Genomic DNA, 23,944 nt, shown 5'->3' with positions numbered 1-23,944 from the left:
CCCTGCGGGCTCATGTCCGGGGGACCGCGTCGGCCGCCGAACCCTGCGGCCCGACAACTCCGTCGCTCACCGTCCGAAGACGGTGGGAACGGCGCGTGCGGGATGTGGCCAGGCCGTCGTGGTGTAAATCCGCACAAGCCCGTGTGGCGAGGCGGCACCCGGTTGCGTTCACGACGGTAACCTTCCCTGAAGTGACCGGAATCGGCCGGGTGGATGAGGAGACGCAGTGAGTCAGCAGCGGCGGGGATTGGGCAAGGGGCTCGGAGCACTCATCCCGACCGGTCCCACTGACGGCAACGGCACGGCGGCCCCCGCCGAGGGCACGACCACGGACACCGGCCCCAAGCCGATCGCCGGGGCGTACTTCATGGAGGTCCCGCTCGCCGCCATCGTGCCGAACCCGCGCCAGCCGCGTGACATCTTCGACGGCGAGCGTCTGGACGAGCTCGCCGCGTCCATCCGCGAGGTCGGCCTGTTGCAGCCGATCGTGGTACGCCCGGTCGGCGGCGGCAACTACGAGCTGATCATGGGGGAGCGGCGCTGGCGAGCGTGCAAGCAGGCCGGACTGGACGCCGTACCGGCGATCGTCCGCAACACCCAGGACGACGCCCTCCTCCTCGACGCCCTCATCGAGAACCTCCAGCGCGAGCAGCTCAACCCCCTGGAAGAGGCCGCCGCCTACCAGCAACTGCTCGACGACTTCCAGGCCACCCATGATCAGCTCGCCCGGAAGGTCGGCCGCTCCCGCTCGCACATCACCAACACCCTCCGGCTGCTCAACCTGCCGCCCGAGGTCCAGACTTCCGTCGCCGCCGGCACCGTGAGCGCCGGCCACGCCCGCGCCATCCTCCGGCTCGACGACCCGGAGGAGCAGATCCAGCTCGCCAAGCGCGTCGTCGCCGAACTCCTGTCGGTCCGAGCCGTCGAGGAGATCGTCGCCCTCGGCAGCGCCCAGGCGGCGGCTGCCCCGAAGCCGCCCCGTGAGCGTCGGCTCAACAAGCCCACCGCCCCCGGCCTCACCCACCTCGCGGACCGCCTGTCCGACCACTTCGAGACCAAGGTGAAGGTGGACCTGGGCCGGCGCAAGGGACGCATCGTGGTGGAGTTCGCCACCATCGACGACCTGGAGCGCATCATCGGCACCATGGCCCCGGAGGCCGCCAGGGCCATGCGCGACCGCGTGGAGTAACCGCCGATGTTTCACGTGAAACCGCACCACTGCGGCTCGTTTGTTGCCCGTGAAGCTGTGGAGCCGCCGAGGCCTGATTGTTTCACGTGAAACATCGCCCGGCCGGAGACGTCCAACGTTGCCCTGCGTTCTGACACCGCCAGCCGCCCGTCACCACCGCCCGTCACCACCGCCTGTCGGCCACAGCTTGTCGGCCACAGCTTGTCGGTCACAGCCATCAGCCGTCGCCAGGACCACCGCCTCGTCGGCCACCGGTCGTGGGTCGCCGCCTCGTCGGCCACTGGCCACTGGCCGTGGGCCCTCGGCCATCCGCCGCCGCCATCCGCCAGCCACCTACGCCCGTCCGTCGCAGTCGCCCGCCAGCCTGCCATGGGCCGTCTGTCACGCTTGCCTGTCGGGCCTCGCTGTCACGACCGTCATGGCTCGCCGCTCGCCAGGCATCACTCTGCCTGTCAAGGATCGCCTTCACCTGCCATCCGGCGTGTGCCGCCGTCAGCGTTGCTTGCCGCCTGCCGGTAATGGGTGTCGCCGGCGAAGTGTCACCCGCTTCCGCGCCCGCTTCCGCGCCCGCTTCCGCGCCCGCTTCCGCGCCCGCTTCCGCGCCCGCTTCCGCGCCCGCTTCCGCGCCCGCGCCCGCTTCCGCGCCCGCTTCCGCGCCCGCGCCCGCTTCCGCGCCCGCTTCCGCGCCCGCTTCCGCGCCCGCTTCCGCGCCCGCTTCCGCGCCCGCGCCCGTCGTCCGCGCCCGCTTCCGCGCCCGCGCCCGCGTGTCGCCCGTCGTCCGCGCCCCGTCGGCTGTCGTCGGGAACGGGTGGCTGCCGTCGGCGTCCGGCGGGCACGGGCGATGTTTCACGTGAAACCTTGGCCGGGCAGGCCGTCAGGCGGCGGCTGTCCGAAGGGTACCCAGCAGGTCGTCCACGTGTTCCGGTGTCGTGTCGAAGGCCGTCATCCACCGGACCACACAGGCCGCTTCGTCCCAGTAGTGGAACAGGTATCGCTCACTCAGTGCCGCGGCCACGCCGGGCGGCAGAGCGAGGAACACGGCGTTCGACTCGACGGGATGAGCGATCCGGACGCCCGGCACGTCGGCGGCGCCCGCCGCGAGACGCGCGGCCATGGCGTTGGCGTGGGCGGCGTTGCGTCGCCAGAGGTCGTCGGTGAGCAGGGTGGTGAGCTGAGCCGAGACGAACCGCATCTTCGAGGCGAGTTGCAGGGACTGCCTGCGCAGGAAGGGCGTGCCCGTCACGAGCGAGGCGTCGAGGACGACCACTGCCTCTGCGGCCAGCGCGCCGTTCTTGGTGCCACCGAAGCTGAACACGTCCACGCCCACGTCCGTGGTGATCGCGCGCAGGTCGCACGACAGGTGCGCCGCGGCGTTGGCCAGCCGGGCGCCGTCCACGTGCAGTCGCATCCCGGCGTCGTGGGCCGCCTGGGCGAGTGCGGCCAGTTCGGCGGGGGAGTAGCAGGTACCCAGCTCGGTCACCTGTGACACCGAGACGACGCGCGGCTGCGACTCGTGGTGCTTGCCCAGCGTGCCCAGCCGGCTGGTGATGTCGCCCGGCCGCAGCTTCCCGTCCTCGGTGGGGACGGTGATGAGCTTGACGCCGAGCAGCCGCTCGGCCGCTCCGGTCTCGTGGGTGGCGATGTGCGCGGTGTCGGGACAGATGACGGCGTCGTACCGGCCGAGCATGAGCGCCAGGCCGACCATGTTCGCCCCGGCTCCGTTGAACACCGCGAAGCCCTCCGCCGCCCCTCCGAACACGTCCTTGGTGCGGCGCTCGAAGTCCGCGGTCCACCTGTCGTCCCCGTACGCCGGGGCGTCACCGTGGTTGGCCGCCGTCATGGCGGCGAGGACGTCCGGGTGTACGCCCGCGTGGTTGTCGCTGGCGAAGCTCTTGGGGTACATGGATTCGTTCAGCACACGGTCACGCTACCGAGCCGCCGACCACACGAGGTCCCCGCCGGAGCCTGCGCGGCCGGCCTGTGTATGCCAGGAGGGCGCGTCAGAGGGCGGCGCGAGAGGCGGCGTTGCGCAGGAGGGCGCGGCAGACGTCGCCGAGGTCCAGGCCGGCCGACTCCACCGCCATCGGCAGGAGGCTCGTCTCGGTCATGCCCGGCGCCACGTTCACCTCCAGGAAGTGCGGCTGCCCCTCGCCGTCCACGATGAGGTCGGTGCGGGAGACGTCGCGCAACCGTAGCGCGGTGTGCGCCTCGACCGCGGTCTGCGCGCAGGCGGCCGCGGCCTCGGGGGAAAGGCGAGCCGGTGCGAAGAACTCGGTGTGCCCGGCCGTGTAGCGGGCGGCGTAGTCGTACACGCCCTCGTCCGGCACGATCTCGACGGCGGGCAGTGCGACCGGCCCGTTGCCGAGATCGACGACGGACACCGCTACCTCCACGCCTTCGACGTACCGCTCGATCAGTGCCGTGTCACCGTACGCGAAACAGCCGACCATGGCGGCTGGGAGCTCCTCGGCGGTGCGGACGATCGAGGCGCCCAGGGCGGAGCCGCCCTGGGCGGGCTTGACGAAGAGGGGCAGTCCGAGCTGATCCACGATGCGCCCGAGGACGACGGTGGCTCCCAGGTCGTGGAAGGTCTCCTTGGGCAGCGTCACGGAACGCGGGGTGCGCAGGCCGACCGAGCGGACGACGGCCTTGGCGGTGGGCTTGTCGAACGCCACCCGGCACGCGTCGGGGTCGGCGCCGACATAGGGCACGTTGAGCAGCTCCAGCACCGACCGGATCGCCCCGTCCTCGCCCGCGCCGCCGTGAAGGGTGACGAAGACGGCGTCCGGCGGGTCGGCCAGGATCGACGGCACGAGTGACGCGTCCGTGTCACGGGTCTCCACGTCGATGCCCGCCGCCCGTAGCACCTCGCTCACCCGGCGGCCGGAGCGCAGGGACACCTCCCGCTCGTAGGAGAGGCCTCCTGCCAGCACGAGCACGTGCCCCACATCGCTCATCACATCTCCTCCGCCGATCGAACGCTGTCCAACGGTACCGGCGTACGGGGGGAAGGGTGTACGCCAGCCCTGCGTCGGGGCGCCGCGAGTCGGGAACGCCGGCACGCTCGGCCCGTCTCGGTGGCGGCCGTACGCACGCGTCCGGAACGGCGGGACATGGGCGCGGTCACGGACGGAGCGCGAGGCGGCTTGAACACCGCCACCGGCAGGGCCGAGCGCCCGTGCCCGCACGGCGACCGGCGGTCCGGCAGACGAGACGGCCGGCGTCCCTGAGCGGGGACGCCGGCCGTGCGATCCGGAGGGACGCCGGCCGTGCCGGCCGAAGGGAGGAGGGTTGCTCGGTTTCGACGGCGGGTTGCCGCGCGCCCTGCGGCCGGAGCGCGCTCTGAGGGCGCGCCGACGGCGTCGTCAGGCCAGGTCGGGGCCCGGGGTGTCCACCCCGATGTGGCCGCGCGTGCTGCCCGTGCCGAACGTGTCGCGGAGCTGGATCTCCTGTTCGATCACCCCGGCCAGGCGGCGCACGCCCTCGCGGATGCGGTCGGGCTCCGGATAGCAGTAGGACAGCCGCATCTGCCGGGCCCCGCTCCCGTCGGAGAAGAACCCGGTGCCGGGCACGAACGCCACCCGCTCGGCGACCGCCCGCGGCAGGATGGCCTTCGAGTCGAGCCCTTCGGGCAGGGTGGCCCAGACGAAGAACCCGCCTCCGGGGCGGGTCCAGGTGACCTCGGGCGGCATCAGCGCGGTCAGGGCTTCCAGCATCGCGTCACGGCGCTCGCGGTAGAGCTCCCGGAACGTCTTGATCTGCTCCTGCCACGGCTGCGTGGCGAGGTAGGCGCCCACGGCGAGCTGGGTGAACGACGAGTGCGACAGCACGGCCGACTCCATGGCCAGCACCAGCTTGTCGCGGACGGCGTGCGGGGCGAGCGCCCAGCCGACGCGGAACCCGGGAGCGAGCGTCTTGGAGAACGACCCCAGGTAGACGACGCCGTCGGGGTTGTCGGCCCGCAGGGCGCGCATCGGCTCGCCGTCGAAGCCGAGCAGTCCGTACGGGTTGTCCTCGACGATGAGCACGCCGGCCCGCTGGCAGATGTCGAGCACCTGCTGGCGGCGGGCGAGGTTGAGCGTGACTCCGGCGGGGTTCTGGAAGGTTGGGATCGTGTAGAGGAACTTGATCGGCGCCCCGGCGGTCTCCAGGGCGTAGATGGTCTGGGCCAGGGACTCGGGCACGATGCCCTGCTCGTCCATGGCGACATGCACGACTTTGGCCTGATAGGCGGAGAAGGTGCCCAAGGCGCCCACGTACGAGGGCCCCTCGGCCAGCACCACGTCACCGGGGTCGATGAAGATCCGGGTGATGAGGTCGAGCGCCTGCTGGGACCCCACCGTGACGACGACGTCGTTGGCCCCGGCGTTGATCCCCTCCATCCGCATGACCTCGCAGATCTGCTCGCGCAGGTGCGGATCACCCTGCCCTGAGCCGTACTGGAGCGCGACCGGGCCGCGCCTGGTCACCAGGTCGGAGACGAGCTCGCCGACCATGTCGAGGGGAAGTGCGGTGACGTACGGCATGCCGCCGGCGAGCGAGACCACCTCGGGCCTCGACGCGACGGCGAACAGAGCTCGGACCTCGGAGGCGACCATCCCGGTAGCTCGCGCGGCGTACCGATCGACGTAGGCGTCGATGCGCGACCCGTGAATCGCGGGCGTCTGACCGTGATCCTGCTCATCCGTCACGGTCCACCTCCTAGGTGTCATGGAGACCTGGAATATCAGGTTACGCCAGTCGGACATGTCGCCCGTGACCGGGCTGGCGGCCGTGGTGCCCGCTGGCGGCGCCGTCACTGGGCTACGATGCCAGCTGGGGACGCGGTTTTCCCGCGCTTTTCGAGTCGACGATAGGGGCCGTAGTTGTCGCGCCGGCTGGTCAATATCACCCTGGACAACCTTGACGATCTTCCGCGCCGCTGCCGCCGGTGCGTCTTCTGGGAGCTCGACCCCGTCAACGGGGAGCGGGCGGTCGAGTCGGGCGACCCTGGCCTGGAGAAGGAGGCGTGGATCTCCGCCACGCTGCTCGAATGGGGCAGCTGCGGAAAGATCGTCTACGTCGATGGGGTGCCGGCCGGGTTCGTGCTGTACGCGCCGCCGCTCTACACGCCGCGCTCGGTGGCGTTCCCCACCTCGCCGGTCAGCGCCGACGCGGTGCTGCTCATGACGGCGCACGTCATCCCGGAGTTCTCCGGTGGCGGGCTGGGGCGCATGCTCATCCAGGGGGTGGCCAAGGATCTCACCCGGCGCGGGGTCAAGGCGATCGAGGCGTTCGGGGACCTCAAGTGGGAGGAGCCGAGCTGCGTGGTGCCGGCCGAGTACCTCCTTTCGGTCGGGTTCAAGACCGTACGGCCGCATCTGCGCTTTCCGCGGCTGCGGCTGGAGCTCAAGACGGCCGTGTCGTGGCGTGAGGACGTCGAGGTGGCCCTGGAACGCCTCCTGGGCTCCATGAGCCCCGAGCGCGCCCTGCGTCCCGTCTAGCCGTCCTGCGGGCGCGCGAGGTCACGGGCTCCAGACCATCGTCCGCTGGTGCATCCGCCTGCCCTCGTGCCGGATGCCGGGGACCAGCGGCGTCGGGCCGTGCGGGGCGAAGCCCATGCGGGCGAAGAACCGCACCGCCCGGGTGTTCTCGACCAGGGTCTGCAGGTGACAGCCGGGCGACCCGGCCGTCCTGAGCTGGTCGAGCCAGCCGCGCATCAGCGCGTCGGCGGCGCCGGTGCCCCGTGCTTCGCGTGCGACGTTGATGTGCAGGTGCGCGGGCCACCGGCGATCGTCGAAGTCTCCCGCGGTGGGCTCCTTCCTGAGCCTGGCCCGCACCGCGTCGGCCAGGGCGCGGGCAAAGAAGGCCACGGGGCGGGCCCGGAACATCAGCCGGTGCTGCCTGACCGCCCGCTCCATGCGCTCGCTCTCGCGCGGGAACGCCGAGGTGTCGAGGCAGCCCGCCAGGTAGCCGACCAGCGCCCCGTCGGCCACGGCGAGGAAGAGAGACTGGGGGGCCAGGTCCATGTACGGCTCCAGGTACACCGCCGCCTCGGATTCCACGTGCCCCCACAGCGACGCGGTCGGGGCGCCTTCGCCCACGCGGGCGAACAGCTCACGCAACTCGGCGCGGTCGCTCTCCTGGAACGTCCGGATCTCCATCGGATCCCCTTACTGTGTATTATCTACTGTGTAGAACGTACAGCATTAATGAGGAGTCCGATGACCGAGCTGCCGCCGGTCGTGGCCCGGATGTGGGGGCGCGAGCCCGGGACACGCCGGGGTCCGCGACCGCGCCTCGACCTGGCGACGATCACGGCCGCGGCGATCGAGATCGCCGACGCCGACGGGCTGGCCGGGGTCTCCATGAGCGGGGTCGCAGCACGCGTGGGCGTCGCCCCGATGGCGCTGTACCGGTACGTCGGCAGCAAGGACGAGCTGCTGACCATCATGGCCGACGGCGCCGTCCCCCCACCGCCCGAGCGGGACGGCCGGTCCTGGCGCGACTACCTGGTCGCCTGGACCCGGGCGAACCGTGACCTGCTGCTGCGGCGCCCGTGGCTGCTGTCCCTGCCGGGCCTCGACCCGCCCATGGGGCCGCGACGGCTGCGCTGGCTCGACCGGGCCCTGGACGCGCTCGGCGACACCCCGCTCGGCGACGGCGAGAGGTTCAACGTGGTCACCGCCCTCACCGGATACGCGCTGACCGACGCCACACTCACGCACCGGATGCGCACCGGGGGCCGGGGACTCGACGACGCGAGGATCACCGGGGCCGCCGACTACGGCGCGGTGCTCGCCGAGGTGCTCGACCCGCAGGCCTACCCCGCGCTGTCGGCCATGATGCGGGCCGGGCTGCTCCGGGAGTCCGAGGGGTGGACGGCGGACGCCGACTTCCGGTTCGGCCTCGATCTGCTGCTCGACGGCGTGGAGGCGCTGATCGCCCGGCGGGCGGCCCGCCCCGGCGCTTGAGCGCGCCGGGCGATGCCCGGACACGCGCAGAGCCCCCCACGCGGACGCGGGAGGCTCTCACGGACGGCCTGACGGCTCAGGCCCGGTCGCTCAGGCGCGAAGTGAACAAGCGGGACCGAACGTGCCCGGGTGAACGGCCTAGATGATGCCGTCGAGCTCGCGCAGCAGCATCGCCTTCGGCTTGGCGCCGATGATCTGCTTGACGACCTCGCCGCCCTTGAAGACGTTCATCGTCGGGATCTGCAGGACCCCGTAGTCGCGCGGGACCTGCGGGTTCTCGTCGATGTTGAGCTTGACGATCTCCAGCTTGTCGCCGTGGTCGCGGGCGATCTCCTCAAGGATGGGCGCGACCTGACGGCACGGGCCGCACCACTCGGCCCAGAAGTCGACCAGAACGGGCTTGTCGCTCTTGAGGACCTCGGCCTCGAACGTGGCGTCGGTTACTGCCTTCACGGTGCGCTCCTAACTTTCCTGGGCGGCGAGCCAGCGCTCGGAGTCGAGGGACGCCGAGCAGCCGGTGCCGGCCGCGGTGATGGCCTGACGGTAGGTGTGGTCGACGACGTCGCCGGCGGCGAACACGCCCTCGATGTTGGTGGCGGTCGATGGGGAGGCGACCTTGACGTAGCCCTCGTCGTCCAGCTCGATCTGCCCCTTGACCAGCTCGGTACGCGGGTCGTGGCCGATCGCCAGGAACAGGGCGTCGGTGGCCAGCTCGCACTCCTCGCCCGTCTTGACGTTGCGCAGCTTCACGGCCTCCACCCGGCTCTCGCCGAGGACGTCGACCACCTCGCTGTCCCAGACGAAACGGATCTTGTCGTTCGCGAACGCCCGCTCCTGCATGATCTTGCTGGCCCGGAGCTCGTCACGCCGGTGCACGACCGTGACCATGCGCGCGAACCGGGTCAGGAACGTGGCCTCCTCCATCGCCGTGTCGCCGCCGCCGACGACCACGATGTCCTTGTTGCGGAAGAAGAAGCCGTCGCACGTGGCACACCACGACACGCCGCGGCCGGAGAGCCGCTTCTCGTTCTCCAGGCCGAGCTCGCGGTAGCCGGAGCCCATCGCCAGGATGACGGACTTGGCGTAGTAGGTGTCGGTGTAGGTCTTGACGACCTTGGGGTTGGCCTCCAGGTCCACCTCGACGACGTCGTCCGCGACCAGCTCGGCACCGAACCGCTCGGCCTGCTTGCGCAGGTTGTCCATCAGGTCGGGGCCCATGATGCCGTCGGGGAATCCGGGGAAGTTCTCCACGTCGGTGGTGTTCATCAGCGCACCGCCCGCCGTGACGGAGCCCTCGAAGACCAGCGGCTTCAGCTCGGCGCGCGCGGAGTAGACCGCCGCGGTGTAACCAGCGGGGCCCGACCCGATGATGATCACGTTACGAACGTCGCTCAACGCTCCCACGCTGCCTTCCTCGTCTGCTGTTGCCAGTGGCGTCAACAGATCCTAGGCCGCCGCCATTCCCGACCCTCACCCGCGACACCGCCATGAACCGAAAGAGCCCGCCGAAGCGGGCTCTGACGTGGGAAAGGAGGCTACCAGCGGCCGATGGTCGGCTTGCGGAGGTTCTTGCAGCGGAACGGATCGACGATGTCGAGCCGGATCTTCTTGGCGTTCTCGCTCTTGCGCGACGCCATGATGACCGCCTCCTGGCCGTTGTACTGGCCCTGGTCCACCGCGAAGATGGTGAGCTTCGTCCGGCTGGACACCCGCTCCACGCACTTGGCCACCTGGGCGGCGTCCTCCGAACCCCCGTTGAAGATGGGGGCCGGACCGAAGACGCCTTCGAGGGGCTGGCGCAGCTCGGCGTCGCTGTAGTTGTGGCCGCTGTCGGTCAGCGCGTACGGCCTGGCGGGGCGCTCCAGCCCCCTGGCGGGCGCGCGGGTGGGTGTGGACGGCTGGGCGACGACCTGTTGCCGTCCCGCGCCTCCCGAACCCGTGCCCGAAGCGAGCATCCCCGTCGAGACCACCGCCGTGCCCACCACGGCGGCCGCGGCGGCCGCGGCCACGGCGGGCATCGCCCACCGGCGCCGCCGGGACGCGCGCCGCCCGGTCAGCGCGGCCGGGACGACGGAGCCGTCGTCGGCGACCACTCCCAGGCGCACCGGCTCGGGGACCCGCTCGGACTCCTCGGCCGCGGGCTCCGCCGCGGCGGGCTCCTGAACGGCTGGCTCGGCGGCGCGTCCGAACGCCGGCTCGTACACGGCCGCCGTCCGCTCCCACGGGGCGTCCCGCATGAGCTCGTCCCAGTCAGGTGTTTCCGCGAGGCCCACACCTCCCTTCCGGGACTCGGCCTCGGCGGCGAGCGCCTTGTCGATGCGCAGTGCGACCCCCATCGGCATGGCCGGTGTCGGAGTCGCCGCGAGCACCTCGCGAACACCCGCTAGGTCGGCCAGGAGCTCCCCACATGGGTCGCATACCGCGAGATGGTCGCGGACCTGGCGAGCCTTGCCGGCGTCCAGGAGACCCTCGGCCAGATCGGCCAGGGTGTCCAGATCGTAGTGCGTATCACCCGTCACGAAGTTCTGCTCCCTTCGCGGATGAGACGCGAGTGAAGTCGGAACGGTTCCGTAGATGCGAAAGAATTGGGGCGAGTTTGGCTCTTCCCCGAGCGCAGCGGCTCTTCACCGTGCCGCTCGGCACTTCCAGCACCTGAGCCGCGTCCTCGACCGAGTAGCCCATCATGTCGACGAGGACCAGGGCCGCGCGCTGGTCGGCGGGCAGGCGCTTCAGCGCGGCCGAGACCTCCATGGAGACCTCGCGCTCGCCCGTCTGGTCGGGCAGCGGCGTGTCGCGCTCGGCGGCCTCGATCAGCTCGTCGTCGGCGACCGGCCGGATGGACTTGCGGCGCATCCGGTCGAGGCAGGCGTTGACGACGATCCGGTGCAGCCAGGTGGTGACGGCCGCCTCACCCCGGAAGGTGCCGGCCTTGCGGTAGGCGGAGACGAAGGCGTCCTGCACGGCGTCGGCGGCCTCGTCGGGGTCGCCGAGCGTGCGCAGGGCGACGGCCCACATGCGGTCGCGGTGCCTCTTGACGATCTCGCTGAACGCGTGGGGATCCCCGTTGATGTGCGCGGTCAGCAGCTCGGCGTCGCTGACCGCCGGCCGTTCCGCGGATGAGGGTGTCTCGGGTGGGGAGTTCACAAGAGGGGTTCCTGATTATGCCGATCCGGGGGAATGCACCACTACTTCATAGATGGTGCCACGGTACCCGTCCGACTCCGCTGGAAGTTTCGTAAACCAGATCAAAACGTATTGACCGCTTGCGGCTTCGTCGGGCGTCAGTGTGATCTTGCCAGAAGCGTCCTTGGCGCGGGCAACGGTTTTCAATGCCGACAGCTCGGCCCTGTCGCCGACCCTGAGCTCGACCGTGCCTCCCGGCGCCTTCGACAGCGTCGCCGCCACGTCGCTGATCTGCATGGACTTGCCCATGTCGAGCAGCAGGCCCACGCCGTCCTTGAGGTTGCCGAACTCGGCGTTGGAGTAGGTGTCGGTCTTCCACAACGTGCTCGGCTTGCCGTCGAGGGTCAGCTCGGCGCCTTCGTTCTCCTCGTTGTCGCCGGGCGGAGGGTCGAAGGCCGCGGCCTTCTTCGGCTTGACCGCCTGGGGCGCCGCCTTGGGCGTGGCGGACCCGGCCGTCGGTGAGGTCTGCGCCTCCGGTGTGCTCGGGCTGCCCAGGCTCCGCCCGATCGTCCACGCGCCCACGCCCACCGCGGCGATGACCAGCAGCACCACGACGGTCATCAGCACCCGGTTGACCGTGCCGCCGTGCTGGACGGGGGCCGGGCGCTGCAGGGCGGGGCGGTGCTGCCGCACCGCGGTGTGCCGGTCGGTGCCCGGCCCTTCGGACGGTGACGCCGACGTGACCGAGGGCGGCGTCGAGTGGTAGGGCAGCGGGATCGGCATGGGCCTGGCCACGCCCGCCAGCGCCTCGGCGACGTCGGCCGGGCCGGCCAGCGCCGGTTGGCCCCGGCGCGACTCCGGCAGGCAGGCCCGCACGGTGACCGTGTCGAGATAGCTCGGCACCCCGGCGGTGACCTGGCGGGGCGTGCAGAAATGCCCGTCGTCCATGGGGGCGACGGGCAGGCCGTCCTCCTCCTCGTCGCCGGGCCAGTGGCCGGTCAGCCCGGCGTAGAGCAGCCGCCCGAGCCCTTCGGCGTCGTCGAGCGCCGGCTGGTCGGTGGTGAGCCCGGACAGCGCCGCGTCGACGGCGACGCCGAGCACCTTGACGGTGTTGCCGGTCGTCCAGATCAGGTGGGACGGGCGCAGGCACAGGTGGTGGAGGTTGGCCTCGTGGGCGTGCGCGAGGGCCTCGGCCGCCTCGGCGACCAGCCCGGCCGCCCGCTCCGGCTCCAGCGGCCCGGCGGCGATCAGGTCGGCGAAGGTGTCACCGGTGACCCACTCGCTGACCACGTAGGAGTGGTCGTCGTCCTCGGCGGCGTCGAACACCTGCGTCAGGCGCGGGTCGGTGAGCCGGCTGGCGGCCCGGGCGGCCGTGACGACCTCGTGGACGCGCGGGAAGTCGGGGGAGAAGGTGAGGACGGCGACGGGGCGGGCGAGGATCTCGTCGATGGCCTTCCACAGGGTCGCGCCCTCGGACTCCGCGACGCGGTCCTCGAGCCGGAAGCGCTCGGCGAGACGGGTGCCGGGTTCGACCGCCGACGTGCTCACTGACCTACTCCGCTCGTGGGCGTGCTCATGACTCGTCTCACCTGCGTGGTGGTGTCCCACGTAGGCACGCTATGCCGGGTGGATCCGCCCACGCCCCTCCTGCTTCCATTCGCGCGTGTGGGCACCATGCTAGTGCCGCGCCGGTTCCGCCCGTGTTCTTTACCGGCCTACCCGTCCGGCAACCGTCCCGACGATCGAGTTGACCTCCGGGATGCGCATCCGGTGGGCGACACCCAGGTACAGCAGCATGCCGAGCCCGCCGCCGACCGCCAGGACGATCAGCGAGCTGACGAACCCGAGCCCGCCGAAGATCAGTTGTACCGCCCAGACCGAGGCCAGCGCCAGCGCGGCCGTGGGCAGCGCGGCGAGGTACATCCGGGTCAATGCCCAGCCGATCTGCCAGCCGCCGAGCCCCTGGACGCGGCGGCTCGCCAGCCACCAGGCGCCCACAGCGCCGAGAGCATAGGCGACCGCGTAGGCGAAAGCCAGGCCCATCACGGTGTAGGCGAACGGCAGCAACTGGTACATGATCCACATGAGCAGCGCGTTCACCGCCGTCGTGGCCGCTCCGACGTACACCGGAGTCCGCGTGTCGCCGAAGGCGTAGAAGACCCGCAGCAGCAACTGGAAGATCGCGAACGGCACCAGCGCCAGGCCGTACACCTGCAGCACGTTGCCGATGTAGACGGCGTCCTGCACGGTGGTGACGCCGTGCGCGTAGATCGGCACGGTGATCGCCGGCCCGAGCACCATGAGCAGCAGCGACACCGGCACCATGATGGACGCGATCAGCCGCACGCTGGACCCGAACTCGCCGCGCACGTCGCCGAAGCGCTGCTCGGTGACGGCCCGGCTCATCCGCGGCAGCATGGCGGTGATCACCGAGACGCCGATGACGCCGTACGGGAGCTGGAAGAGCTGGAAGGCGAACGTGTAGGGCGTGATGCCGTGGCCGTGCACCGCGTCACCGGCGGCGCTGGCCAGGTTGGTGGTCAGCATGAAGCCGAGCTGGGTGACGATCACGTAGCCGATCGTCCAGACGCCGGCCCTGCCCATCTCGCCGAGCCGCGCGTTGCGCGCGTCGAAGCGGGGGGTGAAGACGAACCCGGTCCGCTTCAGCGCGACGACCAGGACGGCCGCCTGGGCCACGATGCCCGCCGTGGTGCCGAGGCCGAGCAGAGCGAGCTGGCCGTCGGTGACGCGGGAGACGTCGCCGTTCACCTCACCGGCCACCATCGCGAAGACGAGCAGCACGCCGATGACCACGATGTTGTTGAGCACCGGAGCCCACATGGGCGCGGCGAACCGGTCGCGGGTGTTGAGGATGGCGCCGGCGACCGCGCCGACGCCGAAGAACGCGAGCTGCGGCAGGATCAGCCTGGCCAGCAGCACCGCGACCTCGTACTTGCGGCTGCCCGGCTCCCAGCCGGTGGTGTAGAGGTCGATGAGCAGCGGGGCGGCGAGCACCGCGAGCAGGGCGACGACGGCCAGCGCCACCGCGGAGAGCGTCAGCAGGCGCTGCTCGTAGGCCCGGCCGCCGTCGGCGTCCTCCTTCTGCGCCCGCACGATCATCGGCACCACGACGCTGCTGAGCACGCCGAGCAGGAGCAGGTCGAGGATGCTGTAGGGGATGGCGTAGGCCACGTTGTAGGCGTCGCCCAGCGCGAAGGTGCCGATCGCGTACGCCAGCACCATGGTCCGCACGAAGCCGGTGACCCTCGACACCATGGTGCCCGCGGCCATGACGGCGCTGGCCCGCAGCATGCGGCTCATACGGTCTCACTTTCCCGTGTCCTGGCGGCCCGCGCGAGCCGTCGCTGCGATCTACGCCTGAGCACCCGCGTGACCACCGCCGCCAGCATCACCGTCAGCGCCGCCCCCACGATCACCAGGGCGATCCCGGTGTAGCCGGTGGTCCGGATGGTCAGCTTGACGGGCTTGCCGTACGCCCGGCCGTCGGACGTCTTGAGCTGCACGGTCACCGTGGCGTCGCCGCTGCCGCTCGGCGAGGCCGTCAGCGGGACCTGCAGGGTGCCGCTCTGCCCGTCGCCGCCGATCACCAGCCGGTCGGACGGTTGGGGCTCCACCCGCAGCAGCCTCGGGTTGTTGGAGGTGACCTCGACGTCGACCGTGACCTGGGCCGGCATGGTGTTCTTGACGCTGATGGGGACCACGCCGTTGGAGCCGGCCAGAGTGCGCGGCCGGTCGGGGTCCGCGCCCGTGATCGACACCTTGTTCATGGTGGCCTGCACCTTGCCGTCGACCAGTTTGGTCACCGCGCGCCCGGCCCGGGTCTGGTTGCGCCAGGCCGAGGAGGCCAGCCGGAGCACGGCGGAGTCGAAGGACGAGACCCGCTTCTCGGTCGTGATGAGCGAGGTGAGCTGCGCCTTCTCCCAGGCGGCCTTGACCGGGCCGAGGTACTTGCCGCCGAGCTCCTCCTTGCGGTCGGCGTCGGTGTAGGTCAGGCCGGCCCGCGGCGTCGGCGTCTTGGCGGGCTTGATCGAGTCGAGCGGGGTGAGCGTCAGCCACGGCAGGGTGCCCGCCGTCTTGAGCAGGGAGGAGACGAGGGTGGGGTTGGGGTCCCAGCGCCGGGACGGCGCCACCACGAGCGAGCGCGGCGCCGTCTGGCCGGGCTCGGCGGCGATCGTCGCGGTCTCGGCGATGAACCGCTGCTTGCCGAGCACCGTCGAGGACGACTCGCCGGGCTCGAACGTACGGCTCAGCCCGGAGTCGGCGACGAGCGCGGTGACGGGGCCGTTGACGGTGTCGAGCGTCGTGGCGGCGTCGGGGGTGACCGCGGGGGGCGTGGCCGGCGTGGCGGGGGTGGCGGGGGTGGTGGCGGCGGCCGCCTGGGGCGGCAGGTTGGTCGAGTTGAGCAGGACCTTGCGCACCTGGGCGGAGCCCTTGCCGACGGCGAGCGCGTCGAGCGCGTCGGCGTCGATCAGGCCGTTCGCCGGCCAGTTGACGGACGCCTGCACGCCGGGCTTGAGCAGCTCACCCGCCTTCTGGGCGCCGAGCTCCAGCGCCCGGCCGGTCAGCGCGTCGAGCCCCTGGTGGACGAGGGCGGTGACGTCGGGGTCGGCGTACGGCGTCGCCACGACGGGGGAGGCGGCGAGGGCCGTGCGCATGTCGGCCAGCCACTGCGACGCCTCGGCGCTGGCCGGCCTGCTCGCCTCGCCGTTCTTGGCGCTGGTGACGCGGTAGCCCTTGACCATGGCGTTCACGTCGTCGAGCAGCGACGGCTCGACGAACCAGGTGACGGCCTTGGGCGCCGTCGCGGCGATGCGCGCCAGGTCGGCGAGCCGTCCCTTGCCGGCCAGTGCGGCGCTCAGCTTGTCGTCGGTGAAGGTGCCGTCGTCGGCGCGGTGCGGCTGGTCGATGACCGGCAGGACGACGGCGAGCCGGTTGCGGGGCAGCTTGGGCTGGGTCGGCGGCGCGTAGGTGAGGAACGTGCGCTGCACGGCGAGCCGGCGCCAGCCCTGCTGCATGACCTCGACCGCGATGGGATAGGCGCCGAACGAGGCGAGCTGGAGCTGCGCCGGCGTGAGGGTGAACTCCCACGGCATGGAGGCGCCGGCGGCCAGCGTCACGAAGGACACGCTCGACTGGGTGGACACCCTGCCCGGGAGTGTCGCGTCGGTCTGGTCGGCCTGATAGGTCTCCAGCGCCGCCCGGTCGGCGAAGCGCTGCGGGAAGTAGCGCAGGCGGACCGTGAGCTGTGGCAGTTCGGCGCCGGTGTCGTTGCGGATCGTGCCCGAGACCTTCACCACATCGGCCTGGCCCTTGGCCCACTCGGGCGTGATGGCCGACACCGTGAGGCTGAGCCCCTGGCGGGCGCTCGCGGCGGTGCTCGTACGGGTCGTCGCGGCAGCCGCACCAGGCGTCGTCGCGACCATGGGCGCGAGCAACGCGGTGGACAGAACGGCGAGCAGCGTGGCCTTCCGGATCACGCGTCCGCCCGGGCAGGAGTACGGCGCACGCCCGCAATGGTACGGGTTCAGTGCCGCGACGCGACCGCCACGCGTGGTCCCCCGGCGCGGGGGATCCTCAGGTCCACGGTCTTGCCGCGCAGGACGGACAGCAGGTCGAGGGCACGGATGCGGAGGGCGGTGTGTCGCTCGCCGGTGGCCGTGAAGATCGGCTCGATGTCGGGCTGGAGGCGGTCGTCGATCAGGACGCGGAGCTCGGCGGGCAGCAGGAGCGGGCAGACCAGCCCGGCGGCGTAGTCGGTGGCGGAGTTGACCGTGAAGGCGGAGGCGGGGCGTACCCTGCGCACGCCCAGCAGCCCTCCGACGACCCCGGGCAGCGGCGGTGCCGCCACGGTGGAGACGACGGCGACGACCTGCTCGTCCATCGCCGTGGCGACCTCGAACGCCGTCACGGCCACGCACCTGCCGGGGGGTGCGGAGATCGCCTCGGGCAGCTCGTCCGCGCCTGTGATGGGACGCGGAAGGCGTACGATCTCATGGTGGACCTGGTGTGCGAGGAGCCAGCGGTGGATCGCGAGGGCGTCCTTCATAACACGCTCCTTCGTTCCTTGGCCCCCGACGGTCCTGTTTGACCGACGGTAACCCGGACCTCACATGGCCCGGGGGATATGTTCCGGAATCGAAGGACCTACCCAGCTTGTCCGATTCAAATCTGACCGACAACCAGCAGCGGGCCATGACTGACCTGTTCCGAAAGATCGCCCCCGTGGCCGACGAGCTCGGCCGGCTCTTCGCCGACCACGGCCACGAGCTCGCCCTCGTCGGCGGTCCCGTGCGCGACATCCTCCTCGGCCGCGCCGGCAACGACCTCGACCTGACGACCGACGCCCGCCCCGAGCGGGTGCTCGAACTCGTCCGCGACTGGGCCGACTCGGTGTGGACGATAGGCATCGACTTCGGCACGGTCGGGGTGCGCAAGGGGAGCTGGCAGATCGAGATCACCACCTACCGGAGCGAGTCGTACGACCCCAAGTCGCGCAAGCCCGAGGTGATGTACGGCGAGACGCTGGAGGCCGATCTGGAGCGGCGCGACTTCGCGGTCAACGCGATGGCCGTGCGCCTGCCCGGCCACGAGTTCGCCGACCCCTACGGCGGCCTGCGCGACCTCGCCGCCCGGCGGCTGCGCACGCCCGGCACCCCCGAGCAGTCCTTCGGCGACGACCCGCTGCGCATGCTGCGCGCCGCCCGGTTCGCCTCCCAGCTCGGGTTCTCGGTGGACCCTGCCGTGGTCGAGGCGATGACCGCGATGGCCGAGCGCATCGAGATCGTCTCCGCCGAGCGGATCCGCGACGAGCTCGACAAGCTGATCTGCGGCGCCTACCCGCGCGAGGGCCTGCGCCTGCTCGTCGACACCGGCCTGGCCGCCCACGTGCTGCCCGAGCTGCCCAAGCTGCGCCTGGAGATCGACGAGCACCACCGGCACAAGGACGTCTACGAGCACACCCTGACCGTGCTCGACCAGGCCATCGCCCAGGAGGAGGACGGCATCGCCGACCGGGTCCTGCGCTGGGCCGCGCTGATGCACGACATCGGCAAGCCCAAGACGCGGCGGCACGAGCCGGGCGGGCGCGTCTCCTTCCACCACCACGAGGTGGTCGGCGCGCAGATGACCAAGAAGCGCATGACGGAGCTGCGCTTCCCCAAGGACGTCGTGGCCGACGTGTCGCGGCTGGTGGAGCTGCACCTGCGCTTCCACGGCTACGGCACGGGCGAGTGGACCGACAGCGCGGTGCGCCGCTACGTGCGCGACGCCGGCCACCTGCTCAGCCGCCTGCACAAGCTCACCCGGGCCGACTGCACCACCCGCAACAAGCGCAAGGCCGCCGCCCTGTCGCGCACCTACGACCAGTTGGAGCAGCGCATCGCCCGGCTGGCCGATGAGGAGGAGCTGGCCAAGATCCGGCCGGAGCTCGACGGCAACGAGATCCAGCGGGTCCTCGGCGTCGGGCCGGGCCCGATCGTCGGCAAGGCGTACAAGTTCCTGCTCGACCTGCGCCTCGACAAGGGCGTCATCGGCAAGGACGCCGCCACGGAGGCGCTGCTCGGCTGGGCGCGCGACAACGGCGTACCGGCCTCCTGAGGGCCGCCCGGCGCCCGGTCGACGGGCGCCGCCAAGTCGGCGGGGTCAGGCCGGCGGGGTCAGGCCGGCGCCGTCATGCCGGCGGGGTCAGGCCGAGGGAACGCGGGGCCTGGTGATCATCCGGTAGACCAACGCCGCCGTCGGATAACCCACCGCGATGATCGCCACGGCCAGGTAGGACCTGCCGTCGGCCGGCAGGATCGCCGCCGACAGGGCCGCCGCCAGCACGTACATGCCGTTGAACAGCATGTCGTAGATCGAGAAGGCGCGGCCCAGGTAGGCGTCCTCCACGTCGCGCTGCACGGTGGTGTCGGCGCAGATCTTCACGCTCTGCCCGGCGACGCCCAGCACGAAGCCGGCCGCGGGCAGCCCCCACTCCTGGAACGGCATCACCAGCACGCCGGTCAGCACGCCGGCCGAGGCGAGCGCGATCGGCACCCACCGCTCGATCGTGAACCGTTCGGTCGCCCACGGCGTGATCAGCACCGCGACGAAGTAGCCGACGCCGGAGGTGGCCACCACCACGCTGATCCCGCGCAGCGCCGCGTCGGCGTCGCCGTCGGTGAAGTAGTAGCGGTAGAGGATGATGCCGAGGGCCGTCGCCATGCCGTACAGGAACCGGTGCGCGGCCATCGCGCCCATCGTGGCGGCGGCGACGCGGTGGCCGGCCAGGTGCCTGGCGCCGTCGGCCAGGCCGACCACGACGTTGTGCAGCGCCTCGCGCGCCTGCGGCCGGTCGGGGTCGGCGGAGGGGCCGAGCAGCGAGCGTGGCATCGTGCGGGCGATCAGCGCGCTCAGCCCGAACACCACGCCGGAGACGACCAGCAGCACCGCCGTGCCCGCGTCGTCGCCGCCGAGCACCTCGCGCATCCCGATCGCCACGCCCGCACCCACGAACGTCAGGACGGTGCCCGACGTCGGGACGACGGCGTTGGCCGCCATCAACCGGTCCGCCGGCACCACGTGCGGCAGCGACGCGCCGAGCGCGGCCAGGAAGAACCGGTTGACCGCCAGCACGCCCAGCGCCGCGGCGTAGAAGAACGCGTCGGGCGTGTCGGCCGCCACGAGCGCGGCGGCCACCAGCAGCAACGCCCCGCGCACGATCGGCGCGACCACCAGGATCTGCCGCCGCGACCAGCGGTCGATGAACACCCCGACGAACGGCCCCAGGATGCTGTAGGGCATCAGCAGCACGGCCAGCCCGGCGGCCACCGCCAGGGCGGTCGTCTGCTTCTCGGGGCTGAAGAACGCGAACCCCGTCACCCCGAACTGGAAGATCCCGTCGGAGAACTGGGACACCAGCCGGGTGCCGAACAACCGGCGGAAGTCCCGGCCTCGCAGGACCACGCGGAGATCGGCGACGAACGACACGCAGCCAGCCTAACCGGGCGTCCGCGCGGTGCGGCTCGCCCGATGCCGGCAGCGCGCGGGGGGCGGCCCGCGAGAGGATGTCGGCCGCGTGCGGGGCGCGGCCGGCGAGAGGTTGGCGCCTCAGGTCGCCGTTCGCGGTCCGGAACACACACATGATCACGTACGCTTCGTAGCGTGACGTCTGATGAACTCGTGGTGCTCGTCGACGATGACGGCCACGCGATCGGCACCGCGCCCAAGGCCTCGGTGCACGGTCGGGAGACTCCGCTCCACCTGGCGTTCTCCAGCTATGTCTTCGACCGCGACGGGCGGGTCCTGCTGACCAGGCGGGCCGCCCACAAGGTCACCTGGCCCGGCGTGCTCACCAACAGCTGCTGCGGCCATCCCCTGCCCGGCGAGCCGCTCGACCACGCGGTCAGCCGCCGGCTCTCCTACGAGCTGGGCCTGCCGCCGGCGCCCGCCGACCTCATCCTGCCGACCTTCGCCTACCGCGCGGTCATGGGCAACGGCATCGTCGAGCACGAGCTGTGCCCCGTCTACCGGGTCACGGTGGACGAGCCGGCGGTGCCCAACCCGGAGGAGGTGGGCGAGACGCTGTGGATGCCGTGGAAGGAGTTCGCCGACGGGGTCCTCAGCGGTGAGCTGGCCATCTCGCCGTGGTGCGCGAAGCAGGTGCCGCTCCTCGTGGAGCTGGGCCCCGATCCCATGGACTGGGCTCCGGCCAGGGAGGCCGACCTGCCTCCTGCCGCCCGCGCGGCCTCCTAGCGGCACGTCCGGCCGGCCCCCCACGGGGGAGGGGGCCGGTCACGGTCAGCAGCCGGTCAGCGCTCCACCTCGCCGCGGATGAACTTCTCGACGTAGTCGCGCGCCTCGTCGTCGGAGTACTGGATGGGCGGCGACTTCATGAAGTAGGACGACGCGCTGAGGATCGGGCCGCCGATGCCCCGGTCGAGGGCGATCTTCGCGGCGCGGACGGCGTCGATGATGATGCCGGCCGAGTTGGGCGAGTCCCACACCTCAAGCTTGTACTCCAGGTTGAGCGGCGTGTCGCCGAACGAGCGCCCCTCCAGGCGGACGTAGGCCCACTTGCGGTCGTCGAGCCACGGGACGTGGTCCGACGGGCCGATGTGCACGTCTGCCTTGCGCATCTCGTGCGGGATCTGCGAGGTGACCGACTGCGTCTTGGAGACCTTCTTCGACTGGAGGCGGGTGCGCTCCAGCATGTTCATGAAGTCCATGTTGCCGCCGAAGTTGAGCTGGTAGGTGCGCAGCAGCTCGACCCCGCGGTCCTCGAACAGCTTGGCCAGCACGCGGTGCGTGATCGTGGCGCCGACCTGCGACTTGATGTCGTCGCCGACGATCGGCACGCCGGCCTCGGTGAACTTCTCGGCCCACTCGGGGTCGGAGGCGATGAAGACCGGCAGCGCGTTGACGAACGCCACCTTGGCGTCGATGGCGCACTGGGCGTAGAAGCGGTCGGCCTCCTCCGAGCCCACCGGCAGGTAGGAGACGAGGACGTCGGCGCCGGTCTCGCGCAGCACCTTGACGACGTCGACGGGCTGCTCGTCGGACTCCTCGATGATCTCGCGGTAGTACTCGCCCAGACCGTCGAAGGTGTGTCCGCGCTGGACGGTCACCCCGGTGGGCGGCACATCGGTGATCTTGACGGTGTTGTTCTCGCTGGCGACGATCGCCTCCGAGAGGTCACGGCCGACCTTCTTGGCGTCCACGTCGAAGGCGGCGACGAACTCGACGTCGCCCACGTGGTAATCACCGAACCGCACGTGCATCAGGCCCGGCACCCGTACGTCCGGGTCGGCGTCCTTGTAGTAGTGCACGCCCTGGACCAGCGACGCCGCGCAGTTGCCGACACCGACAATGGCCACGCGAACCGAACCCATCGCACTTGCTCCCTTACTCATCAGTTGACGTGGTCTTCCCATCGGGCTCTTGCGAGGCCCGTCTCTCCGTCGCGATCAGCTCGTTCAGCCAACGCACCTCGCGTTCGACCGATTCGAGGCCGTGACGTTGCAGTTCGAGCGTGTAGCTGTCGAGGCGCTCCCGGGTGCGCGCCAGAGCGGTGCGCACGCTGTCGAGCCGCTCCTCCAGCCGGCTGCGGCGGCCTTCGAGGATGCGCAGCCGCACCTCGGCCTCCGTGTGCCGGAAGAACGCGAAGTGGACGCCGAAGCTCTCGTCCTCCCATGCGGACGGCCCGGCCTGGGTGAGCAGCTCCTGCAGGCGCTCCTTGCCCTCGGCGGTCAGCTTGTAGACGATCTTCGATCGGCCGCCGACGATCGTCGTGGGAGCCGGCTGTTCCTCGGCGATGAGGCCCTGTGCGAGCAGTGATCGCAGGCAGGGGTACAGCGACCCGTACGAGAACGCCCGGAACATCCCCAGCAGGGCGTTGAGTCGTTTGCGCAGCTCGTAGCCGTGAAGTGGCGTCTCGTGCAGCGACCCGAGCACGGCCAGCTCCAGCACTCTGCCCTGCCCGCCGGCCACCGGAACCGCCTCCTCTCGCGTCGATGTATCGGACTGATACATCCTGAGGATACATCGGCTCGCTATATCACCGCAATCAGCGACTTCGCCAAGTCGTTGGGAGCAGTGGGCAAAAAGCCGTAGTCTGGCGCTCATGTGGTCACAGAGAAAGGTGGTGGACGTCGCCCTCGCGAAGATCGCGACGGCCCGCGGCCCGCGTGTCCGGCACGCGGACGTCTGTGACGCACAGCTCATCCTTTCCGGGCGCCTCCCTGGGGCGGTCTCCGGGGCGTCGCGCCCCAGCGGCGCGCCGCCCGCACGCCTATGCCCCAGGCGCGCGCTCGCGAACGCCCCGGACGGCGTCAATGTCCGCGGGCGATGGTCAGCCCGCCATGCCGGTCCGGCAAAGGTCGCGTCAGAGCCCGTCAAGATGGTTCATGATTACGACGAGCACCGTGTGTGCGCCGTCGAGGTCTGCCAAGGTCGCTCCAACGACCATCTGACGGTCTCGTTCGTCCTCGGGAACGGACCGCCGGACCTCGCCGGCCGAGTGTGAAGACCCGAGGACGGCGGGGCGTCTCACGCCCAATCCGCCGTGCTATCCGACGACGATGCGAGGACGTGTGAGTTACAGCAGCAACGAAGGGACGGCCCGCCCGGGGAGGCGCCGTCGCTCAGGCTCATCCCGTTCCGTTCCCTACGGGGACGCACCGCAAACCGCCGACAACGGCTGGAGCGCGTCGGCCGGCCCGCCGCGTCGTCCGGAGGCCGCCTACGAGGAGACCGGCGCGATGGTCGCGCAGGCGTACGAGCCGGAGCCCGCCCCGCCGACCGCCCCAGCGCCGGCCGCCGCGCCGGCCCCGCCCACCGGACGCCAGCGCCCCCAGCGGCGGCGCGGCGAGCAGGACCCGCGCGCCCGCGGTGACCAGGAGACCGTCGTGAGCGAGATGCCGCGCCGGGCTCGCGGACGCAGAGCGGGCAGTGACCCCGGCGGACCCGGCGGCCCGGGCGGCCCCGGCGGGCCGGATCGCCCGCGCGGCAGGGGTGGCAAGGACGGCGGCGACGGCGACAAGCCGAAGTGGCGCCGGTTCCTGCCGAGCTGGAAACTCGTCATGGCCGGTGTCGTGGTGTTCGCGGCGGGCATCTTCGGCATGATCGCCGTGGCCTACGCGAACATGCCGGTGCCCACGCAGGACCAGACCCAGGACTCGGT

The 23,944-nt window shown here is 71.3% G+C and carries 21 protein-coding genes and 1 pseudogene; 7 read left to right on the top strand and 15 right to left on the bottom strand.

The features are described from left to right. Positions 1 to 226 precede the first annotated feature (226 nt). Positions 227 to 1,189 (top strand): ParB/RepB/Spo0J family partition protein, encoded by a 963-nt coding sequence (locus tag ACGF0J_RS09955; protein WP_393143967.1) that lies wholly within the window; start codon positions 227 to 229, stop codon positions 1,187 to 1,189. Between the two features lie 874 nt (positions 1,190 to 2,063). On the opposite strand, the gene ACGF0J_RS09950 is transcribed toward ACGF0J_RS09955, so the two are convergent. The 3 genes from ACGF0J_RS09950 to ACGF0J_RS09940 form a co-directional block, all read right to left on the bottom strand. After that, on the bottom strand, positions 2,064 to 3,107 hold the full coding sequence (locus tag ACGF0J_RS09950; RefSeq protein ID WP_393143965.1) for a threonine aldolase family protein: 1,044 nt from the start codon (positions 3,105 to 3,107) through the stop codon (positions 2,064 to 2,066). An 82-nt stretch (positions 3,108 to 3,189) separates the two neighbouring features. After that, on the bottom strand, positions 3,190 to 4,146 hold the full coding sequence (locus ACGF0J_RS09945) for a D-alanine--D-alanine ligase (RefSeq protein ID WP_393143963.1): 957 nt from the start codon (positions 4,144 to 4,146) through the stop codon (positions 3,190 to 3,192). Between the two features lie 408 nt (positions 4,147 to 4,554). After that, the gene (locus tag ACGF0J_RS09940; RefSeq protein ID WP_393143961.1) at positions 4,555 to 5,901 is read right to left on the bottom strand and encodes a PLP-dependent aminotransferase family protein; all 1,347 of its coding nucleotides are present in this window, start codon (positions 5,899 to 5,901) and stop codon (positions 4,555 to 4,557) included. Positions 5,902 to 6,054: 153 nt separating this feature from the next. On the opposite strand from ACGF0J_RS09940, the gene ACGF0J_RS09935 reads away from it, so the two are divergent. Then, complete coding sequence (locus ACGF0J_RS09935) at positions 6,055 to 6,672, top strand: GNAT family N-acetyltransferase (RefSeq protein WP_393143959.1); 618 nt, start codon at positions 6,055 to 6,057, stop codon at positions 6,670 to 6,672. Positions 6,673 to 6,693: 21 nt separating this feature from the next. Here ACGF0J_RS09935 and ACGF0J_RS09930 read toward each other — a convergent pair whose 3' ends face one another. Further along, entirely contained in the window at positions 6,694 to 7,332 is a 639-nt protein-coding gene (locus ACGF0J_RS09930; RefSeq protein ID WP_393143957.1) for a GNAT family N-acetyltransferase, read from the bottom strand. 60 nt (positions 7,333 to 7,392) lie between these two features. On the opposite strand from ACGF0J_RS09930, the gene ACGF0J_RS09925 reads away from it, so the two are divergent. Next, positions 7,393 to 8,142 (top strand): TetR/AcrR family transcriptional regulator, encoded by a 750-nt coding sequence (locus ACGF0J_RS09925; protein ID WP_393143955.1) that lies wholly within the window; start codon positions 7,393 to 7,395, stop codon positions 8,140 to 8,142. 138 nt (positions 8,143 to 8,280) lie between these two features. Here ACGF0J_RS09925 and trxA read toward each other — a convergent pair whose 3' ends face one another. From trxA to ACGF0J_RS09885, 8 genes are all read right to left on the bottom strand, one after another. After that, positions 8,281 to 8,595: a thioredoxin gene (trxA, locus tag ACGF0J_RS09920; protein WP_185083921.1), complete on the bottom strand. Its 315-nt coding sequence runs from the start codon at positions 8,593 to 8,595 to the stop codon at positions 8,281 to 8,283. A gap of 9 nt (positions 8,596 to 8,604) precedes the next feature. Then, the gene (gene trxB / locus ACGF0J_RS09915; RefSeq protein ID WP_393143953.1) at positions 8,605 to 9,537 is read right to left on the bottom strand and encodes a thioredoxin-disulfide reductase; all 933 of its coding nucleotides are present in this window, start codon (positions 9,535 to 9,537) and stop codon (positions 8,605 to 8,607) included. A gap of 140 nt (positions 9,538 to 9,677) precedes the next feature. Further along, positions 9,678 to 10,661 (bottom strand): anti-sigma factor family protein, encoded by a 984-nt coding sequence (locus tag ACGF0J_RS09910; RefSeq protein WP_393143951.1) that lies wholly within the window; start codon positions 10,659 to 10,661, stop codon positions 9,678 to 9,680. Beyond that, a complete protein-coding gene (gene sigM / locus ACGF0J_RS09905; RefSeq protein WP_393143949.1) occupies positions 10,651 to 11,286 on the bottom strand; it encodes an RNA polymerase sigma factor SigM in 636 nt (211 codons plus the stop codon). Before sigM ends, ACGF0J_RS09910 begins: the two co-directional genes overlap by 11 nt. Positions 11,287 to 11,301: 15 nt before the next feature. Continuing rightward, positions 11,302 to 12,813, bottom strand: a complete 1,512-nt coding sequence (locus ACGF0J_RS09900) for a protein kinase family protein (protein WP_393143947.1) — start codon at positions 12,811 to 12,813, stop codon at positions 11,302 to 11,304. A 159-nt stretch (positions 12,814 to 12,972) separates the two neighbouring features. Beyond that, the gene (murJ, locus tag ACGF0J_RS09895) at positions 12,973 to 14,586 is read right to left on the bottom strand and encodes a murein biosynthesis integral membrane protein MurJ (protein WP_393143945.1); all 1,614 of its coding nucleotides are present in this window, start codon (positions 14,584 to 14,586) and stop codon (positions 12,973 to 12,975) included. After that, positions 14,583 to 16,763, bottom strand: a complete 2,181-nt coding sequence (locus tag ACGF0J_RS09890; protein ID WP_393143943.1) for a DUF6049 family protein — start codon at positions 16,761 to 16,763, stop codon at positions 14,583 to 14,585. Before ACGF0J_RS09890 ends, murJ begins: the two co-directional genes overlap by 4 nt. A 47-nt stretch (positions 16,764 to 16,810) precedes the next feature. Beyond that, positions 16,811 to 17,332, bottom strand: a complete 522-nt coding sequence (locus tag ACGF0J_RS09885; RefSeq protein ID WP_393143941.1) for an aminoacyl-tRNA deacylase — start codon at positions 17,330 to 17,332, stop codon at positions 16,811 to 16,813. A 146-nt stretch (positions 17,333 to 17,478) separates the two neighbouring features. Between ACGF0J_RS09885 and ACGF0J_RS09880 the strand changes: the two genes are divergently transcribed. After that, positions 17,479 to 18,882, top strand: coding sequence for a CCA tRNA nucleotidyltransferase (locus ACGF0J_RS09880; protein WP_393143939.1), 1,404 nt, complete (start codon positions 17,479 to 17,481; stop codon positions 18,880 to 18,882). 87 nt (positions 18,883 to 18,969) lie between these two features. Here ACGF0J_RS09880 and ACGF0J_RS09875 read toward each other — a convergent pair whose 3' ends face one another. Further along, the gene (locus ACGF0J_RS09875; RefSeq protein ID WP_393143937.1) at positions 18,970 to 20,253 is read right to left on the bottom strand and encodes an MFS transporter; all 1,284 of its coding nucleotides are present in this window, start codon (positions 20,251 to 20,253) and stop codon (positions 18,970 to 18,972) included. 174 nt (positions 20,254 to 20,427) lie between these two features. Here ACGF0J_RS09875 and idi point away from each other — a divergent pair, with 174 nt between their 5' ends. After that, the gene (gene idi / locus ACGF0J_RS09870; RefSeq protein WP_393143935.1) at positions 20,428 to 21,018 is read left to right on the top strand and encodes an isopentenyl-diphosphate Delta-isomerase; all 591 of its coding nucleotides are present in this window, start codon (positions 20,428 to 20,430) and stop codon (positions 21,016 to 21,018) included. Between the two features lie 56 nt (positions 21,019 to 21,074). Here idi and ACGF0J_RS09865 read toward each other — a convergent pair whose 3' ends face one another. Further along, on the bottom strand, positions 21,075 to 22,154 hold the full coding sequence (locus ACGF0J_RS09865) for an inositol-3-phosphate synthase (protein WP_393143933.1): 1,080 nt from the start codon (positions 22,152 to 22,154) through the stop codon (positions 21,075 to 21,077). Positions 22,155 to 22,167: 13 nt separating this feature from the next. After that, positions 22,168 to 22,752, bottom strand: coding sequence for a helix-turn-helix transcriptional regulator (locus tag ACGF0J_RS09860; protein ID WP_393143931.1), 585 nt, complete (start codon positions 22,750 to 22,752; stop codon positions 22,168 to 22,170). A 133-nt stretch (positions 22,753 to 22,885) separates the two neighbouring features. Between ACGF0J_RS09860 and ACGF0J_RS09855 the strand changes: the two genes are divergently transcribed. Both ACGF0J_RS09855 and ACGF0J_RS09850 read left to right on the top strand, forming a co-directional pair. Further along, positions 22,886 to 23,287: a DUF5318 family protein gene (locus tag ACGF0J_RS09855; protein WP_393143929.1), complete on the top strand. Its 402-nt coding sequence runs from the start codon at positions 22,886 to 22,888 to the stop codon at positions 23,285 to 23,287. A 235-nt stretch (positions 23,288 to 23,522) separates the two neighbouring features. Next, a pseudogene (locus tag ACGF0J_RS09850) lies at positions 23,523 to 23,944 on the top strand (hypothetical protein); the annotation flags it as partial.

This window comes from Nonomuraea sp. NPDC047897 (assembly GCF_043204415.1).
Taxonomy (GTDB): domain Bacteria; phylum Actinomycetota; class Actinomycetes; order Streptosporangiales; family Streptosporangiaceae; genus Nonomuraea.
Note: the sequence above shows the minus strand (reverse complement) of the source record. Positions and strands in the feature narration are given on the sequence as shown.